The 18,093-nt window shown below is 41.8% G+C and carries 17 protein-coding genes and 1 other RNA gene; 7 read left to right on the top strand and 11 right to left on the bottom strand.

The genetic code is table 11. The features are described from left to right. Positions 1–21 precede the first annotated feature (21 nt). The 5 genes from trmD to AC30SH_RS01560 all read right to left on the bottom strand — a co-directional run bounded on the left by trmD (position 22) and on the right by AC30SH_RS01560 (position 3,737). Complete coding sequence (trmD, locus tag AC30SH_RS01580; protein ID WP_048750746.1) at positions 22–771, bottom strand: tRNA (guanosine(37)-N1)-methyltransferase TrmD; 750 nt, start codon at positions 769–771, stop codon at positions 22–24. 64 nt (positions 772–835) lie between these two features. Next, the gene (gene rimM / locus AC30SH_RS01575) at positions 836–1,363 is read right to left on the bottom strand and encodes a ribosome maturation factor RimM (RefSeq protein ID WP_212509971.1); all 528 of its coding nucleotides are present in this window, start codon (positions 1,361–1,363) and stop codon (positions 836–838) included. Between the two features lie 24 nt (positions 1,364–1,387). After that, positions 1,388–1,636, bottom strand: a complete 249-nt coding sequence (gene rpsP, locus AC30SH_RS01570) for a 30S ribosomal protein S16 (protein ID WP_006719370.1) — start codon at positions 1,634–1,636, stop codon at positions 1,388–1,390. 232 nt (positions 1,637–1,868) lie between these two features. Continuing rightward, positions 1,869–3,179 (bottom strand): Xaa-Pro aminopeptidase, encoded by a 1,311-nt coding sequence (gene pepP, locus AC30SH_RS01565; protein WP_212510761.1) that lies wholly within the window; start codon positions 3,177–3,179, stop codon positions 1,869–1,871. 9 nt (positions 3,180–3,188) lie between these two features. Further along, on the bottom strand, positions 3,189–3,737 hold the full coding sequence (locus tag AC30SH_RS01560) for a YecA/YgfB family protein (RefSeq protein ID WP_489582024.1): 549 nt from the start codon (positions 3,735–3,737) through the stop codon (positions 3,189–3,191). 129 nt (positions 3,738–3,866) lie between these two features. Here AC30SH_RS01560 and AC30SH_RS01555 point away from each other — a divergent pair, with 129 nt between their 5' ends. From AC30SH_RS01555 to AC30SH_RS01545, 3 genes are all read left to right on the top strand, one after another. Further along, positions 3,867–4,172, top strand: coding sequence for a cell division protein ZapA (locus tag AC30SH_RS01555; RefSeq protein ID WP_032997987.1), 306 nt, complete (start codon positions 3,867–3,869; stop codon positions 4,170–4,172). A gap of 83 nt (positions 4,173–4,255) precedes the next feature. Beyond that, positions 4,256–4,439, top strand: a non-coding RNA gene (gene ssrS, locus AC30SH_RS01550) — 6S RNA. 12 nt (positions 4,440–4,451) lie between these two features. Next, positions 4,452–5,027, top strand: coding sequence for a 5-formyltetrahydrofolate cyclo-ligase (locus AC30SH_RS01545; protein WP_489582023.1), 576 nt, complete (start codon positions 4,452–4,454; stop codon positions 5,025–5,027). A 35-nt stretch (positions 5,028–5,062) separates the two neighbouring features. Here AC30SH_RS01545 and AC30SH_RS01540 read toward each other — a convergent pair whose 3' ends face one another. Further along, the gene (locus AC30SH_RS01540; protein WP_489582022.1) at positions 5,063–5,848 is read right to left on the bottom strand and encodes an outer membrane protein assembly factor BamD; all 786 of its coding nucleotides are present in this window, start codon (positions 5,846–5,848) and stop codon (positions 5,063–5,065) included. Between the two features lie 106 nt (positions 5,849–5,954). On the opposite strand from AC30SH_RS01540, the gene rluD reads away from it, so the two are divergent. Continuing rightward, on the top strand, positions 5,955–6,929 hold the full coding sequence (rluD, locus tag AC30SH_RS01535; RefSeq protein WP_489582021.1) for a 23S rRNA pseudouridine(1911/1915/1917) synthase RluD: 975 nt from the start codon (positions 5,955–5,957) through the stop codon (positions 6,927–6,929). Between the two features lies 1 nt (position 6,930). Next, complete coding sequence (pgeF, locus tag AC30SH_RS01530) at positions 6,931–7,668, top strand: peptidoglycan editing factor PgeF (RefSeq protein WP_489582020.1); 738 nt, start codon at positions 6,931–6,933, stop codon at positions 7,666–7,668. Positions 7,669–7,741: 73 nt separating this feature from the next. Here pgeF and AC30SH_RS01525 read toward each other — a convergent pair whose 3' ends face one another. Further along, complete coding sequence (locus AC30SH_RS01525; RefSeq protein WP_489582019.1) at positions 7,742–9,964, bottom strand: FepA family TonB-dependent siderophore receptor; 2,223 nt, start codon at positions 9,962–9,964, stop codon at positions 7,742–7,744. 256 nt (positions 9,965–10,220) lie between these two features. On the opposite strand from AC30SH_RS01525, the gene AC30SH_RS01520 reads away from it, so the two are divergent. Next, a complete protein-coding gene (locus AC30SH_RS01520) occupies positions 10,221–10,949 on the top strand; it encodes a 7-cyano-7-deazaguanine/7-aminomethyl-7-deazaguanine transporter (RefSeq protein WP_489582018.1) in 729 nt (242 codons plus the stop codon). Between the two features lie 57 nt (positions 10,950–11,006). Here the strand turns inward: AC30SH_RS01520 and AC30SH_RS01515 are convergent, their stop codons facing one another. The 4 genes from AC30SH_RS01515 to hemC are packed head-to-tail and all read right to left on the bottom strand — an operon-like array spanning position 11,007 to position 15,436. Continuing rightward, positions 11,007–12,281 carry a heme biosynthesis protein HemY gene (locus AC30SH_RS01515; RefSeq protein ID WP_489582017.1) on the bottom strand — a complete coding sequence of 425 codons (1,275 nt, stop codon included), beginning with the start codon at positions 12,279–12,281 and terminating at the stop codon, positions 11,007–11,009. A gap of 12 nt (positions 12,282–12,293) precedes the next feature. Beyond that, positions 12,294–13,724, bottom strand: a complete 1,431-nt coding sequence (locus tag AC30SH_RS01510) for a uroporphyrinogen-III C-methyltransferase (RefSeq protein WP_489582016.1) — start codon at positions 13,722–13,724, stop codon at positions 12,294–12,296. 29 nt (positions 13,725–13,753) lie between these two features. Further along, the gene (locus tag AC30SH_RS01505; protein WP_109128888.1) at positions 13,754–14,500 is read right to left on the bottom strand and encodes a uroporphyrinogen-III synthase; all 747 of its coding nucleotides are present in this window, start codon (positions 14,498–14,500) and stop codon (positions 13,754–13,756) included. Positions 14,501–14,509: 9 nt separating this feature from the next. Then, positions 14,510–15,436, bottom strand: coding sequence for a hydroxymethylbilane synthase (gene hemC, locus AC30SH_RS01500; RefSeq protein WP_109859891.1), 927 nt, complete (start codon positions 15,434–15,436; stop codon positions 14,510–14,512). Between the two features lie 153 nt (positions 15,437–15,589). Here hemC and AC30SH_RS01495 point away from each other — a divergent pair, with 153 nt between their 5' ends. Continuing rightward, positions 15,590–18,091, top strand: a complete 2,502-nt coding sequence (locus tag AC30SH_RS01495) for a class I adenylate cyclase (protein ID WP_489582390.1) — start codon at positions 15,590–15,592, stop codon at positions 18,089–18,091. The last annotated feature ends 2 nt before the right edge of the window (positions 18,092–18,093 follow it).

Below are 18,093 nucleotides of genomic sequence, written 5' to 3'. Positions count from 1 at the left end.
TGATCCTTTTTGATCCTAGATTTAACTGAGTTTACTGTCATATTCGGCTTTCGCCTGTTTTAACAGCTTACGTTGTTCGTCAGTCAGAGCTAGGCCTTCCAGTAGCTCAGGGCGTCGTAACCATGTTCTCAATAACGATTGTTTTAACCGCCATTTGCGAATTTCCTCATGGTGTCCCGACATCAGCACGGGTGGCACGGTTAATCCATCAAGCACTTCAGGACGCGTATAATGCGGACAATCCAGTAATCCGTCAGCAAACGAATCTTCCTCTGCGGAAGCTTGTTTACCAAGCACACCGGGGATAAAACGGGCAACTGCGTCAATTAACGTCATTGCCGGCAATTCACCGCCGGTGAGGACATAATCACCTACGGACCATTCTTCATCAACGACCGTTTCAATCAAACGTTCGTCAATGCCTTCATATCGGCCGCATAACAAAATCAATTTGTGATTCTGCGCTAATTCCTCTACGCCTTGTTGATCGAGTTTACGACCTTGCGGTGAGAGATAAATCACTTTTGCGCCTTCGCCTGCTACTTCTTTTGCTGAATCGATAGCATCCTTTAATGGTTGCACCATCATCAGCATTCCCGGACCTCCGCCATAAGGACGGTCATCTACGGTTTTATGCTTATCGTGCGTAAAATCCCTTGGATTCCAGCACCGCACTTGTAACAGGTTTTGCTTAACAGCCCTGCCGGTTACCCCATATTCCGTAATTGCTTTAAACATTTCAGGGAACAGACTTATTACCCCAATCCACATAATTTAGCCTTAACTTTTGAGCCTTATGTTAATGTTACCGCAAAGCGCTACGGCATACCTGAGATTAGAAACCAGCGTCCCAATCCACTGTAATCGTCTTAGTGGCGGGATCGACTCTTTTAACTACTTGTTCATACAAAAACGGAATTAACCGCTCTTGTTTCCCGAAAGCATCTTTTACATTGGCTTTTACTACCAATACATCATTAGAACCGGTTTCCATCATTTCAGTCACGGTTCCCATGGCATAACCTTCCAGATTCACCACCGCACAACCAATTAAATCGTGCCAGTAGTAATCCCCTTCTTCCAAGGTTGGAAATACCGATAAATCGACACCGATTTCCACATTGGCAAGGATTTGCGCCGCTTCACGATCATCTACGCCTTTTAATTTAACGATCAGTTCGTGATTATGATGACGCCAGTTTTCCAGTTCGGTTGGCTGCCACTGCCCTTTGATTTTCAAAAACCAAGGTTGATAATCAAAGATACTTTTAGCTTGTTCTGTGGATGAGTAAATACGTAACCAACCGCGAATACCATAAGTCGAACCTAATTTGCCGACAGTTTCGATTCTTTGTTGTTGCATATTCATCACCTCAAAAAAGTAAAATTACGCAGCTTTTTGCGCTTCTTTTACTAAAGTCGCAACGCGATCAGACAATGAAGCACCTTGGCTAACCCAGTGGTTAACACGGTCTAAATTGATACGAACACGTTCTGCATTGCCTTGTGCGATTGGATTGAAGAAACCAACACGCTCAATAAAACGACCGTCACGTGGTGAACGGCTGTCAGCAACTACGATTTGGTAAAATGGGCGTTTTTTAGCTCCGCCACGAGATAAACGAATGGTTACCATAACCTTCCTCTAATTATTTGATTACAAAAAGAAAACCCTCAAATATCGAAAGTTAAATGAGAGTTAAACTTACTTTTTTCTCTGTATATATAGACAAAAAGCCCGTGGATTGTACTCTTTTTCGCATAAAAAGCAAGTTAAAATCCATGTTTGGGCTTTGTTAAAACGGGAATTTCTCAGATAAATTCAAGATAAAGTGCGGTCGTTTTTCAGAACGTTTTTAAGATCTCTTTTACCCTTCAAAAGATTGCGCATCTGCCATTAATTTCTCAATATCGGCAATTTCTTTCGGTGCAGCAGACGTCAGATTTTTATTGCCGTAATCGGTAATCAACAAATTGTCTTCAATCCGAATGCCAATGCCTTTGTATTGCTCCGGAATATCCGCGTCTTTAGATAAATATAACCCAGGCTCTACGGTGAGTACCATGCCGGGTTCCAAAGTGCGGTCGCGATTTTCACCATATTCGCCCACATCATGCACATCCAACCCGAGCCAATGTCCTAACCCGTGCATATAAAACTCACGATAGGCTTTTTGTTCGATTAATTGATTTACGTCGCCTTTCAGAATACCTAAACGCACTAAACCTTCGGTTTTAATACGAATAACTTCTTCGTTTGCTTTCGCAATGGAGCCGCCCGGTACCAGCAATTCAATGGCGCGTTTTTGTGCTTGTAGGACAATTTCATAGATCGCTTTTTGCGCTTCAGTAAATTGACCATTCACTGGAAATGTGCGGGTAATATCACCTGCATACATGGCAAATTCACAGCCCGCATCAATAAGCACCAAATCGCCGTCGCGCAACGGCATATCATTTTCCGAATAATGCAAAATGCAGGCATTTTCACCACTGGCAATAATGCTGTTATAGGAAGGATAACGCGCACCAAAGCGATTAAATTCATGCAAAATATCGCTTTCCACCTCATATTCCAAACGGTTCGGGCGGGTTTGTTGCATGGCTTTAATGTGTGCAAGCGCGCTGATTTGCCCCGCTTGTTGCATGAGCGCAATTTCATTTTCCGATTTGAACAGGCGCATCTCACCGAGTATCGGCTTCCAATTAAAAACACTCAAAAATTCCACCGCACTTTGTTCCAGCAAGGCATCGCCCCAAGGCTGTTGCTTCGGTGCATAATAAAGTGCGGTCTGTTTTTGCGCTAAATTGTTAAACTGCGGTACAAACTCGTCGATGGCATAAGCGGTATCCACCAACAAGGTTTGCGGTGCATTGTCCACGCCAAGACGGCGGCCATTCCAAATTTCCAGTAATTTATCGGACGGACGTACAAAAATGATCGCCTGCAGTTCACCTTGCTGTTTACGCAATAACAATGCCGAATTCGGCTCATTAAAACCGGTCAAATACCAGAAATAGCTGTCCTGACGGAAAGGATAATCACAGCCGTCATTGCGACGACGTTCAATGTCGGAAAATACCAAAAATAAGGAATCTTCCTGCATTTGTTCAAAAACCTTGGCACGGCGTTGGGCAAATTCTTCTATCGGTAACGCTGCTATGTATGCGAGATCCATCATTTATCCTTAGTGTAACGTTGGCTGTTTGTCTTCTTGTTTGGTGAAATGGGTAAAAAACAAGGTGGCGATGGTGCGCACATATTCCACGATCTCTTCCACCGCTTGTGCCAGTTCCTCGGGATCATCGTCTTCTTCGTAACCTAACTGGCAAATATCATGTAAATCGTCCACCGCTTCGCCGATGTCGCCTTTTTCTTTATCCAAATGCGGTTGAGCCAAGCCTAAACCGAGCAAAAAGTGATTCGACCATTCCGCTAAGCCATCCGCCTGTTCAAAGACATTTTCCGTATCAGGCAAACAAAGCTCAAAATCAAACGCTTCATTGTCCGCCAATTGGCGATGAACTTGTTGATAAATGTTGCTAACTTGCGTTAAAAGTGCGGTAGGATAGGCATGATTATCATTGGTAAATTGATAGAGCAATGGCTGCCAACTTTGATCTTGAATCCCTCCGCAAATTAAGCCGCTTAAAAAACCGTGTAATTCAGCAGCAGAAAGTGGAATAGAGGCTTGTTGAAGTTGTTGATTCAGGTGTTGATAAGAAATTGTTGTCATTGAAATTATCCTTGTTGAAATTGCGCTTAGTTTATCATTCTACACCGCAGGCAACCAGTTTAGAAATTGGCAAGTTTTTTCGCCTGTGGCATAATACAGGCAGTTTTGATTAAGGAATTTGAGGCTAAAATGTCATCAAAAAGTATTGAAATTTCCGTCTTGGGGCAGGTATTACGTTTAAATTGTCCGGAAGAACAACATGAAGCTTTACGCAACGCTGCCCGCGAATTAGATCAACGCGTCTTGGAAATGAAAGAGCGTACCGGCATGTTACAAGTTGAAAAGGTCCTTTCCATTGTCGCCTTAAATTTAAGTTTTGAACTCATGCAAGAGCAACAAAAAACGCATCTCATTGAGGATGTGCTAAAAAACAGAATTTTGCGTCCGCTCGATCATTCTCTTGAAAATATCGGGGCACAAAAGCTCAATTCCTGATAATTTCAGATAACTAAATGTCATCTGAGAAAAAGAATTAATGCTAGTCATTAAACCTAATTTCGAGTAGTATTGAATAAAAGAAATTCCTGAGGTGTTCGCCAGTGGGTTATGTCCCTGAGCCGATACTTTTAATCTTATGAATTGGTTTCCTGTCATTGGTGTGCAGGCTTAGCTCCGCTAAGAAGCCTAAAAATGATTTCAACTAATTCCCTTGAACCGTCGGGTTCAAGGACCGACCATCCACAACGGCACCTCGGGTCCTCTCAAACAATAACTATGTGCCCATTTCCCTCAACAGCCTCTATTCGTCAACAACTTCGTCAGCAAATGCGAGAAACTCGGCAAAAACTGACCACACTTCAACAGCAACAAGCTGCACAACATATTACTGAGCAGGCGCTAAAACTTATCGAACAACAACAGGCGAAAAACATTGCGCTCTATCTTGCCTTTGACGGAGAAATTTCAACAAAACCACTTATTGAGCAATTATGGCAACAAGATAAAAATGTTTATTTGCCGGTGCTGCATCCTTTTGTTCGTGGTCATTTATTATTTTTACGCTATTTACCCGATACACCGATGAAAGCCAATAAATTCGGCATTTTTGAACCGCACTTAAATGTACAAAATGTAATTCCACTTGAGCAATTAGATGTTATCTTCACGCCATTGGTCGCCTTTGATAAGCAGGGAAACCGTCTAGGCATGGGGGGAGGATTTTACGATCGTACGTTACAAAACTCACAACGCCGTTTCATCACAGTAGGTTTAGCACATCAATGCCAACAAGTAGAAGCACTCCCAATCGAAAGCTGGGATATTCCCTTAGAACACATTTTAGCGGGATAAAAAAACCTCCGAAAATTCGGAGGTTTTTTTATGGATTATTGTGGCGCTTTTAATTCCGGTTCTTTTGGTTTTTCCGGTTCATCAAATTTCTTGCCTTCGTTGGCCGCAATAATTTTTGCGGTTTGCTCTGCTAAATGAGTCAAGTTCATCTTTTCATAAGATGCTTTCATCAACGGTAACGCATCCAAAGTCGCTTGCGTATCCGGATACAGTTTCAACATAGAAACCACGCGATTTGCCGTTGCCACATAAGCATCCCGTTTGAAATAGAACTTCGCAATCGCTAACTCATGACGAGCAAGACTCGCTTTAATGTAAGTCATACGCGCCAAGGCATCCGGCGTATAAGGACTATTAGGGAAATGTTGCACTAAATTTTGGAAGTTAGCAAAGGCCGTTTTAATGGATGTATTTTCACGGGTTGCGCGATCCACACCAAAGAAATCTTGGAAGAAATTATCACCCAATGCAGAATTAGTTAAACCCGCCATATAAAGGGCATAGTCTAAGTGACTACTGTTTGGGAAACGTTGAATAAAACGATCAATGGTGACTAAGGTTTCGGAGTAGTCCTGCGTTTTATAGTAGGCATAAATCAAGTTTAATTGTACTTGTTCGCTATAAGAACTCCCCGGGAAACGACTACTCACAGCATTTAAATAACGGATTGCCTGAGAATAATCACCGTCCTGTAAATAGGTTTGCCCTGTGCTGTATAAGGTTTGTTCCGGTGCTTGTTCTACATCTTGTTTAGAACTTGAACATGCGGTCACCGCCAACGCCATAGCGGTAAGCAATGCAAAGGATTTAAGTTTACGCATTGAATAGAATCCTTATTTTTACGAAAAATGAGAAATGAGTTACAATTGCCCGATATTGTATAGAACATTGCTAAATAAGCAAACTTGATTAACGGATTTTTTATTTATGGCACAAATTACTCTCTCGGCAACCGTGCAACCGCAACAAATGGGACAGCGCTTAGACCAAACCCTGGCGGAATTGTTCCCCGACTATTCCCGCTCCCGTTTAAAAACATGGATTGAGGAGGATTTGGTGTTGGTCAATGGCGCTGTGCAAAATGTACCACGCACCAAGGTTTACGGTGACGAACAGATTGAGATTATCGTAGAAATTGAAGATGAAACCCGTTTCGAGCCGGAAAACATTCCGTTAAATATTGTTTATGAAGACGATGATATTCTCGTTATCAACAAACCGAAAGATCTTGTCGTTCACCCTGGCGCAGGCAATCCTAAAGGCACCGTTCTCAATGCGTTACTCTATCATTATCCACAAATCGCTGAAGTACCACGCGCAGGTATCGTGCACCGTTTAGATAAAGACACCACGGGTTTGATGGTGATTGCCAAAACCATACCTGCACAGACTCAGTTAGTACGTAATTTACAAAAACGCAAGATTACCCGTGAATATGAAGCAGTTGCTTGTGGCATCATGACCAAAGGCGGCACAGTGGATGAGCCGATGGCACGCCACCCAACCAAACGCACCCACATGGCCGTGCATCCGATGGGTAAACCTGCAGTCACTCACTATCGTATTATGGAACGTTTCCGCGATTACACCCGCCTACGTTTGCGTTTAGAAACCGGCCGAACCCACCAAATCCGTGTCCACATGGCACATATCGCTCACCCGTTATTAGGCGATCAAACCTATGGTGGTCGTCCACGTCCCCCAAAAAATGCCAGTGAAGAACTCATGGCGGTACTACGCAATTTTAAGCGTCAGGCACTACATGCTGTGATGTTACGTTTACAACACCCAATTAATGGCGAAATGATGGAGTGGTATGCACCATTACCCGAGGATTTTGTGGAATTGGTTACGGCTTTAAAAACAGATTATGTCCTCCACAAAGACGAATTGGATTATTAATATGCAATCCATTAAACCGAACTGGAAAGCCCCTCAAAACGTGAGGGCATTCACCACGCTTCGCCATGGCGGTGTGAGCCTTGAGCCTTATGACAGTTTTAATTTGGGCGATCATGTAGGGGACGATAAAAACGCTGTGAAAATCAACCGCACTTTATTGGTGGAAAAATTCCATTTACCACAAATGCCGTTGTTCTTAAACCAAACTCATAGCACGCGCGTATTAACCCTGCCTTATGACGGGGAAGATTTTAATGCCGATGCGGTTTATACCAGCCAGCCGAATCAAGTGTGTTTAGTGATGACTGCCGATTGTTTGCCCGTATTATTTACCAATAAACAGGGCTCTGAAGTGGCCGCAGCGCATGCCGGTTGGCGTGGATTATGCGATGGCGTGTTAGAGCAAACTGTCGCTAAATTTCAGTGCAAAAATGAAGATATCTTGGCTTGGTTCGGACCAGCCATTGGTCCAACGGCATTCCAAGTGGGACAAGAGGTTATCGATCAATTTGTTGCCCAAGATCCCAAAGCCACATCCGCCTTTATCGCAGATCCGAAAGCGAAAGACAAATTCCTCGGCAACCTTTACCAAATCGCTACGCAACGTCTCAATGCCCTCGGCATTACCCAAATTAGCGGTGGCGAATACTGTACTTATCTTGAAGCAGACAAATTCTTTTCTTATCGCCGAGAGAATGTCACAGGAAGAATGGCATCGGTAGTATGGATTAACGGATAATTTCATTTTTAATCTGTTTCATGAAAAAAGTGCGGTCATTTTTAACCGCACTTTTATTTATCAAGGGAAAAAATTAAAACGTATATTTCAACGTCGCATAATAAGCACGACCCGGCTCATTGTAAGTATGCGCATTATAATTGGTACTACTCGAAGAGCGATAAAGTCGTTTATCAAATAAGTTATTTACACCAACTCGAACACTCACGGTATTTTTCCAGTTATAACCAGCACTTAATCCCCAAACTGCATAGCTACCGATATCAGAAGAATTTGCTAACTTACCATTTTCCATTCGATTCTCCGGATTCTTACGAGAAGTTTGCTTGCCGTATTGCGTATAGGTCAACATGGTATCTAACGCCTCTGTAATTTGATAGTTCAAACTGGAATTCAATGTATATTTTGGCACGATAGAAAGCGGGTTGCCGGTATCTTTATTTTTGGTTTTGTGCATATAGGTGAAATTATTCACCCAAGATAATTTATCTTCAATTAATGGCAAGGTTAGGTTTCCTTCCAAACCTTCAATTACCGCACGGTTTGCATTGCCCCATTTATACACATAGTTTCCACGAGTACTAAGACCAACGAACTTGCCATCAGATACAATTTTGTTACGGTAATCGTTGCGGAAATAGGCAATGGAGGCTAATAGACCATCTTTATCATATTCAATACCAATTTCCTTGTTCCAGCTAGTTTCCGGTTTAATCTCACTGTTTCCTTGAAAATAACAACTCTTATTATTCGGCACATAGGTTGGACAACCTTGGCCTAGGGTAAATAAAAGATAGTTCGGATTGGTTTGATAGAGGTTCGGTGCTTTATAAGCGCGAGCAATGCCACCTTTTATTTTCCAATGTTCGGTTAAACCTTGTAAAAAGTTTAATCCTCCACTGATATTTGAACCGGAATAAGTATTGTAATCGTAACGTAGCGATGGCGTTAAAACCATTGACTTAGTAGCTGAAATATTGTCTTCAATAAAGAAAGCCCATTCACTTTGACTAGAATGCCCACCGCGAACATTCTGTACGCCGCTCGGTAAGGTTTCTGGAAGATCATAAACGACTTTACCGCCAACACGTCTTCCCCCGAGCAATTGTGTCATAGAGGAAGCATCGTCTAAGCTACTGTGTGCTCCCTCAAAACCAACCGTCAGCATATGCTCGACGCCGAAAGTAAACGGAATATAAAATTCAGAACTAAAACGGGTATTTTTTAAAACGGAATCTTTAAAATCAGAGGTGCTGGCATAACTGCCTTCCGGACCGCCGGCTAAAAATTCCGGCAAACGACTGTTTTTCGTTTTATCAAAGGTGAGATACGTTTTATTATCAAAATGATCAAATTTACCTTCATAAATTAAGGCATAATTTTGACGGTACAAACGCGCTGTTTCTGCTTTATTGGCGGCCAATGTTTTAGTTGCAGGATAATTGGCATTATTATAAAGTCCGCCAGAACTATTTTGCGTATCACCATTATAAATATTGCCTTGACGGCTAAAACCACTGTCTAAAGTTAACTTGTGATCTTTGTTGACATTCCATACTAAACGACCGTTAATATCTTTGTTACGTACGCCTTCACGACCTGCAATAGCCGGATCGCCATTAATGCCCACATCGTCTGCTTGAGTCTTATTCCAGTTACCATATAAACGGAATTGCAATATGTCTTTAATTAGTGCACCGCTTAAATTGAAACCTACACGATTCGTCGCACCTTCTTTTCTATCTTCCGGTTGATTCGTATAATAGCTTACGCTCCCATGCAAATCATTGGTGACAGGTTTGGTAATAATATTTACTACACCACCCATTGCTCCCGAACCATAACGTGCAGCTGCCGGACCACGCAACACCTCAACGGATTCAATGGCCTCTATCGGTATCCAGTTACTATCACCGCGAGAATTTCGCTCTCCTCTCACCCCATAACGCTCCGCATTACGTGAAGTCACAGGTTTTCCATCGACTAAAATAAGCGTATTTTCAGGTCCCATTCCACGAATATCAATTTGGCGTTTATTTCCACGTTGCCCTGTAGCAGAGTTGCCAGTTAAGTTTACCCCTGGCATTGTTCGTAACACATCAGAAATATCATTGGTGACGGGGCGTTTTGCTAAATCTTTTTCACTCACTATTGAAACACCAAGCGACTGTTTTACTTGACTTTCCGCTGTAACACGAATTTCATCCAACTGTTGTGTAGCCATCGCAGCGTTTGCATTATTTACAAATAATGCAGTACTGAGCAAACTCAACATGAAAATAGATTGTTTTTGCATAAAATGCTCCTAGATAAAAATATGTAATATATAGGGCGCTTATTCTAACGAAACAACACCCACTATTGCAAATACGAATTAATTCTATTTATAGGGCATTCTGTTTGGTTGGTATTTTTATATTGTGATTATGTTTCAATACTTAATTCTGGTTGAATTATTTTTTTGATGCAGTATTATTTGCGCCCTGCATTTTTGCAGACTCACAATCTGTTCTGGGTTCCCTAACCCCAATTTAAACTAAAAAGGTATTCAAATGACACACGCATTTTCGATCTTTAGTGATCGCCAAAAACGTCGAGCATTAGTTTTGCTCAGTTTCTTTCACATTTTTATCATTGCTGTCAGTAACTATTTAGTACAGCTTCCTTTTGAAGTTCATGTGCCACTGACATTCTTCGGCGCACAAGAAGACTTTATGTTCCATAGCACATGGGGTGCAATTACCTTCCCATTTATTTTCTTGTCGACGGATTTAACTGTGCGTATCTTTGGAGCAAAAGAAGCCCGTTGGATCATTTTCGTGGTAATGATTCCGGCATTAATCATCAGCTATGTGGTCTCAACCCTCTTTTCAGATACCCAATATCAAGGTCTACAAGCATTAAGCGAATTTAATATGTTTGTGTTCCGCATTGCTGTCGCAAGCTTCTTCGCCTATGTATTCGGACAACTCTTGGATGTTTTGGTATTCAATCGCTTACGCCAACTCAAAACTTGGTGGATAGCGCCAACCAGCTCTATGGTATTTGGCTCTATGGCAGACACTTATTTGTTCTTCGCGATTGCCTTCTATGCCAGCAGCGATCCTTTTATGGCAGAACATTGGATGGAAATCGGTTTCGTCGATTATTTATTTAAATTATTCATTGGGTTACTGTTGTTCGTACCGGCTTACGGTGTGTTCTTAAATATGATTCTGCGTAAGATTCAGCAACTGACTGCAGCGCTCGAAAATGACATGGAATTACCCCAAAATTCTTAAAAAAGAAAGAATAAAAAAATGCCCTGAATCATCAGGGCATTTTGTTTTTTGAAGAGATTATTTTTGCGCTAAAAGTGCGGTCGGATTTTCTGATGTTTCTTCCGATAAGTTGAGATTTTCCACTGCCATCACAGACTTCAAACCGTCTTCACGTAATTGTTGTGCTGCTGCTTTATCGCCAACTTGCTCAAATACGTAAGACGCCATAGTAATGTCTGCCGGTTCCAATTTTTCTTTATTGGCAATTAACGCTTTAAACACCTCATTGGCTTTAGCAAAATCATTATTACGCACATATAAATAACCGAGTGCACGATGAGCACAACATTGTGCCGATGTGTTTGCGCCTTTTAACCATTTGCTGATAAATTTCACCAACTTGCTATTATCTTCTGGTTGCAAACGGCTGATTTGTTTAAACAATTCTTGCGTTAACGGGCTATTGTCACTATCTAATTTTTTCACTAACTCCAACATGAATTCATAAGCAGACTCATGATCATTGGCATCAATTAAACGCGTAATTAACGCCAGTTTCACACGGGCATCATTGCGGCGTTTACGAGATTGTTCATCCCACCAATCCAACAAACCATCGACGCCTTCTTCGTTCATTTTCTCATCAAGCAATCCATCTTCCACTTGGGTTTGTAATGCAACAAATTCCTGTGAGGCATACAAACCGGATTTTTCGATTTGTTCTAAAATATTATCTAATGCCTGGTAAGCTTTTGATTTTAAATAAATCTCAACAGCTAATTTAAGTACTTCCTTATTTTTCCCCGCCATCAACAATAAGCTGTCAACTGAACTGCGCGCTGCCGGTAATTTATTTTGTTGTAATAAAATGCGGGTACGTGCAATTTCTAAAACCAAGCTATCAGAACCAGCAATTTCCGTTGCTTCCATTAAATAACGGTTTGCACTGAATTCATCACCACGCTGTTGTGCTGCTTCTGCTGCTTTAATGAAATTCAGCACCGGCTCATCAGAATGCTTCGCATTTTTACCAATTAATTTTTCCGCTTTAGAATAATCCCCTTCATCCATACGCATTAAGCCTTCCAATGTTTGCTTTTGCGCTTTCGTGCGTTTACGACGAGAGAACCAGCTGTATGTATTGTTGCTTAAACGGAAAAAACGGCTAATGACGACTTCAATGCTGTACACCAAAGCTAAAGCGAGCACGAAGAAGATCACTAAAGTGGTAATGGACATTTCGATGATATGACCTGTCGTTTCAATCCGCACATAACCTTGCTTACCGGCTAAATACGGCCCGGCAATTAAGCTTGCCAGTAACAACAACATTAAAAATAGCACTCGTAACATAATCTATTTCTCCTATTGTTGTTGTCCTTGATTAACTTCCGGCTTTGTTTCATTCGCCGGCGCGGTGGCAGCCTCATTTTCTTTTACTGCCGACTCCGTTCCCGAATTGCTGTGCGACTCGAGTTCTTTATCCACAGAAAGGGTGATTTTTTGTACTTCTTGTGTTGGCTTATTCAACAATTTATCTAAGGCATTTAACCCACTTAACTGAGTCGGCACATCCACGTAAATTGATTGTTCCGCTAATTCATCCAAATTCTTCAAGAAGTTTTGAGCTACATCGGTGTTGGTATCAAAATACGTCCGAATCCAAGAAGCCACAGTTTGTAAAGATTGTTTGTATAAATCGTCTTGTTGGCGCGGCACAGACAAAATGGCAATTTGTAAACGTAAACGAATATTCTCACGTAAATAAATATCTTGATTTGGCGCTAATAACGCTTTGTCATTCGCTTTCTTTGGGGTCACACGAATAAAATGATTTAAAAAACTCACCGCACTTTTTTCTGCATTTTCTTTCCAATCATCCAAAGAATCCGTCAATTTATCGTTGTTCGGATCTTCATCAAAATTCACGTTTAACACCGTTAATTCGTCAACATTGTTCGCAAGCTCCGATAGATCCTGCATGATGGCATTTTGGTCTACGTTATTAAGCGATAATAGGTTTTTCAAATCTGCGTGAATGGCGTTACGTACCGAAGCTACCTCTGGCAATGCAACTTTCGATAAAGTTTCATCGGCTACTTTTAACAACGCGATGCTGGTGTCCACGTCATTATCTAACACCAATTTACGCAACGCATTATTGAGTAGAAAGTCCGCCTCGGTAAGCAACCAATCATTGGGTTGCTCTGCTTTTGCTTGGTTCGCCAAACGTTGAACTTCTTGTTTCAACGCTGATAAGCTTTGTTCTTTAACAGCAATTTCCTGATGTAATGCGCCAATTTGTTCACTGACCGTTTTTGAAAATGCAATAAGCTGTTGAAGCTGTGCTCTTTCGGCTTCAAAATTTTGTCCTTCGGCTACCACTGCAGGCACTGACTGTTGTACTTTCCCTGAAAGTGCGGTCAATTTTTGTTGTATTTCCTCAACCTGTAACTGACCAAAATAATAGCCCGCGCCCCCCAAACCTAGCGCAAGTAAAATTGCTAACAAACCCAATGCTGAACCGCCTTTTTTTACAACTACCGTTTCTTTTACAGGCGTTTCTTTCATTGTAGAAGCGTTAGCAACAATTTCCGCTGCAGCAGATTGCTGTTCCGAAGAGATCGTCTTTTCATTGTGTTCTTGTTGCATAGTGTTTACTTTATCCTCTATTGGAGCCTCAATTTGTTCAGTTAATGCCTCATCTTGTGTCGCTAAATCAAGATCTTCACTGATATCAATTTTCTGTTCCACTTCTGCATTCCGTTTCGACGGGTGAGATTTCTTGTTAGCCATAATATTTACCTATAAAGAAAAAATGTGGTTTAACGACATTGTAATAAGGTTTGTAATAACGTTCTATTGTCTGAACACGGACAAACCGTCACTTGTTGCCAACCTAACGCTTGCGCCAAATGGGCAATACGCTCACTGATTGTAATAAGGTGACAACTTTTTAGCCAATTATGTTCGCTTTGCGGAACAAAATCCACTAATTGGGTGAGTATTTCAGCACTGGTCACGACTATCGTTTGTACGCCAGCTCGTTTGCACAAACTGGTTTGCTCCGCTTGATTGTAAACGAAAGGTTCACGTCGATAGCATTCCACAATTTCAATACGACCGCCACGTTGTTGTGCCTGTTCGGCAAAAAACTCGCGACCACCATTGCCGCGCAAAATTAATACCGTTTTCTCAGACAAATCCTGCATCATGGATAACTGCAATAATCCTTCACTATTTTCTTGCGTAGTCGGATAGTGAACAGCCATTTCTGTCATAGCAGCAAAATACTGAGCCGTACTTTTCCCGACGGCAAAATAGGATAAGTCATCACGCCACTTGAAACCGGTGTTTTTAATGGCTTTATCCGCAAAATCTACCGCATTTTTAGAAACAGCAAAGACATAATCCCCAGGTTTCAGCTTCGCTAATCTCGCTGGCAATTCGTTCAGTTCCGCCCCGCGAGTAATTTGAAATAGGGGTAAATGCAACGCAACGATGCCGGCTTTCACCAACATCTCAACCAGTTGTTCTCCACGTTCGTCAGGGCGTGTCACCAAAACAGCCATATTCAACTCTTATGCGTAAATATTTTGCAAAATCTTGTCAGCACCTTGTGCCAAAAGTTGCTCGGCAATTTGCACGCCCAAAACCTCAGCATTTTCTACCGCACTTTGACCTTCCGCACGAATAATCGTTGAACCGTCAACACTCCCCACCAAGGCTCGCAAGTACAACATGCTCTCACACAACACGGCATAACCACCAATAGGCACTTGGCAACCGCCTTGTAGGCGATTATTCATCGCGCGTTCCGCCAACACACAATAAGTCGTTTCGACATCAGCCAACGGTGCTAATAATTGTTTCACCTGTTCGTCATTCGTACGGCATTCAATCCCTACGGCGCCTTGCCCAGCAGCAGGAAGTGACTGTTCTACCTCAATAAAAGAAGTAATTCGATCTGCCAATCCCAAACGGATTAAACCGGCAGAAGCCAAAATAATCGCATCAAAATCACCGTTATCCAGTTTGCTCAAACGCGTTCCCACATTGCCTCGCAGAGAGCGAATTTCCAAATCCGGACGTAAGGCTTTTAGCTGACACTGACGACGCAAACTGGATGTACCAACGATGGCTCCCGGAGGCAACTCGGCTAAAGTGCGGTAAGTATTTGAAACGAATGCATCACGCGGATCTTCACGCTTACAAATGACGGATAAACCTAGCCCCTCAGGAAATTGCATCGGCACGTCTTTCATAGAATGCACAGCGATGTCCGCTTCATTATTCAACAACGCATTTTCCAATTCTTTCACAAACAAACCTTTACCGCCGATTTTCGCCAACGGCGAATCTAAAATCACATCGCCTTTAGTGACCATCGTCACCAATTCGATTGATAAATCGGGATACAGTTGTTGTAAACGCGCTTTCACAAAGTTTGCCTGCCACAATGCTAATGGGCTTTGACGAGTGGCAATTTTTAAAGTTTTTTTAAACATAATAACGAGATATGAAAGTGATCTTATGTGCTTTATCCTACCATTGTTAGCCCGTATTGTCAGTTTCCATTTAATTTTTTTGCTTTCCTGAAGTACTGGTGATAGAGTACCCACCAGCCAAGTATGACTGTTGTAAAAAAGTTAGGATACGAATTGAAGTTTGATGTCAATGAAGCCAAAAAACGCGTGGACTTTCTAGATAAATTACGCCTTGATCGCGCTTTATCCGATACGACTGAATCCTTTCAACTTGTCTTTAAACTCATTCCTTTATTACTTCATTTTAACCATCCTGATCTTCCTGGCTATGTTGCTAACGCGCCGACCGGAATTGCTCGTTTTTCTCTCACAGGTTTTCAACAAGATTATCTTGCGCGAACACTTTCTGCAGAACAAAGCCAAAACATTCAAGAAAAACACCGCACTTTTGAGCAAGAAGCCATACTGGGCGTATATGTGATGGGCAGTATTGCCTCCATCGCCCAAACACCATCTTCCGATTTGGATATTTGGATTTGTCATCAAGAAGATTTAAGCCAAAGCGCGCTCGACCTATTACAACAAAAAACTAATGCAATTCAGCAATGGGCAAAACGCTTTCAAGTAGAAATTAACTTCTACTTAATGGATCAAAAACGTTTCCGTTGTTTTCGTTATGCCGAACCGATGGATGGTGAAAATTGTGGTTCCACACAATACATGTTACTGCTGGACGAGTTTTACCGCTCTGCCATACGCCTTGCCGGCAAACCTTTGTTATGGCTACATTTATTGGTTGAACGTGAAGAAAATTATGAAGCAGAAATTGAGCGTTTAACTCAAGAAGGACAACTGGATTTAAACGATTGGGTGGACTTTGGTGGTTTAGGCTCGTTCTCAGCAAACGAATATTTTGGCGCAAGCTTGTGGCAGCTTTATAAAGGCATTGATTATCCGTATAAATCACTGCTCAAAATTTTATTACTCGAAGCTTATTCTTGGGATTACCCAAACACCTTCTTGATTTCTCGCGAATTTAAGCACGCCTTACTGAATGGCGATATGAACGTCGAACACCAATTTGATGCTTATTTAGCCATGTTACAGCGGGTTACCGATTATTTAACCCGTCAAAAAGAATTCAAACGGTTGGACTTTGTACGTTGCTGTTTTTATATCAAAGTACATGAAAATGAGGTGGCCCCCGGGGAAACTAACTGGCGTTTGGACGAACTGCTCAAGCTGACCCAACAATGGGGATGGAAGTGCGGTCAATTAGAGTGCCTCAATAATCGCCGACATTGGAAAATCAAACAAACCATGAAAATACATAATAGTTTGATTAAATTCCTCATGTTGAGCTATCGCAACTTAGTCCATTTTGCACGTAAACACCAAGTGAATGCCAGCATCATGCCACAAGACATGAGTGTGCTGACACGTAAACTGTACGCTGCTTTTGAAGAGTTGCCGGGTAAAGTGACCTTACTCAACCCACAACTGGCTGTGGATTTATCAGAACCGGCGTTGACGTTTATTGAAGTCAAACATAATCGACATTTTAAAGACGGTTGGTATGTCATCAATCAAACGCCGGACGTGGAAGGTTGTCGTCATCCTCGTTACATCGAATATAACGAAAGCTTGAATAAACTTGTGGCTTGGGCCTATTTCAATCGTTTATTAACCGCCAATACGCAATTATTTATTTCTAGCGATAACATAGAACTAAAAACGTTGCGCCAGTTTGTCACCGACCTCCGTTTAACATTCCCTATTGAAACGACCTTTGCAAGCAACGCCGATCTCAGCCATCCTTGCGAAATCCGTAGTCTTGCCGTCATTATCAATTTAACTCAAGACCCGACTCAACAGCTGAGGGACATCAAGCCAACAATCCAAGCCAGTGATTTGTTTAGCTTTGGTCCGAACGAAGAAAGCTTGGTCGGCAGCATTGACTTAACCTACCGTAATGTATGGAATGAGATCAGAACATTACATTTTGAAGGAGCAAATGCGATTTTATTGGCGTTAAAAGTGCTTTCCAACAAAATTTATCGTGGTGCGCCATCACCGAAATTTGTACAAGTTTTTTGTTATAGCCGTTACTATCGACATGCCTTACGCCGCATCGTCACGACACTCATTAATAAATGTATCAGCATCCAACTCGGGGTCACCGAACCGCCGAAAAACAATTTATTGCGAGTAGCGGGAAAAAACTGGCAATTTTTCTTTGAAGAACGCGGTATTAGTTTGCAAGAAATTCATCACGGGCGGGTCACAAAAACACATCAATTTGACACCGCACTTAATAAAAAAGCAGCGGCAACGGATCCGGTTCCAACGAAGCATCAAAAGTATCCACGAGAAATCGATCGATTTGCAACGGAAGGTTTCCTGCAATTCTTCTTTGAAGATAATCCAAACGGCAGTTTTAACGTTTATATTTTAGATGAACTGAATCGCCTTGAGGTTTACCGCAACTGTGATGGTACAAAAGAGAAAAAAATTCATGAGATAAATCGAATTTATCAACTCTCAGGCTTGGATGAAAATGAGAATCCGTATAAAATCGTACAACGCGATTTTAATTATCCACAATTCTACCAATTATTAATGACAGAAGAAGGAATAACGATTGTTCCTTTCCATAGCCGTTTGGCTTTGTCTTGAGG

It is taken from the genome of Aggregatibacter sp. HK296 (genome assembly GCF_980469475.1).
Note: the sequence above shows the minus strand (reverse complement) of the source record. Positions and strands in the feature narration are given on the sequence as shown.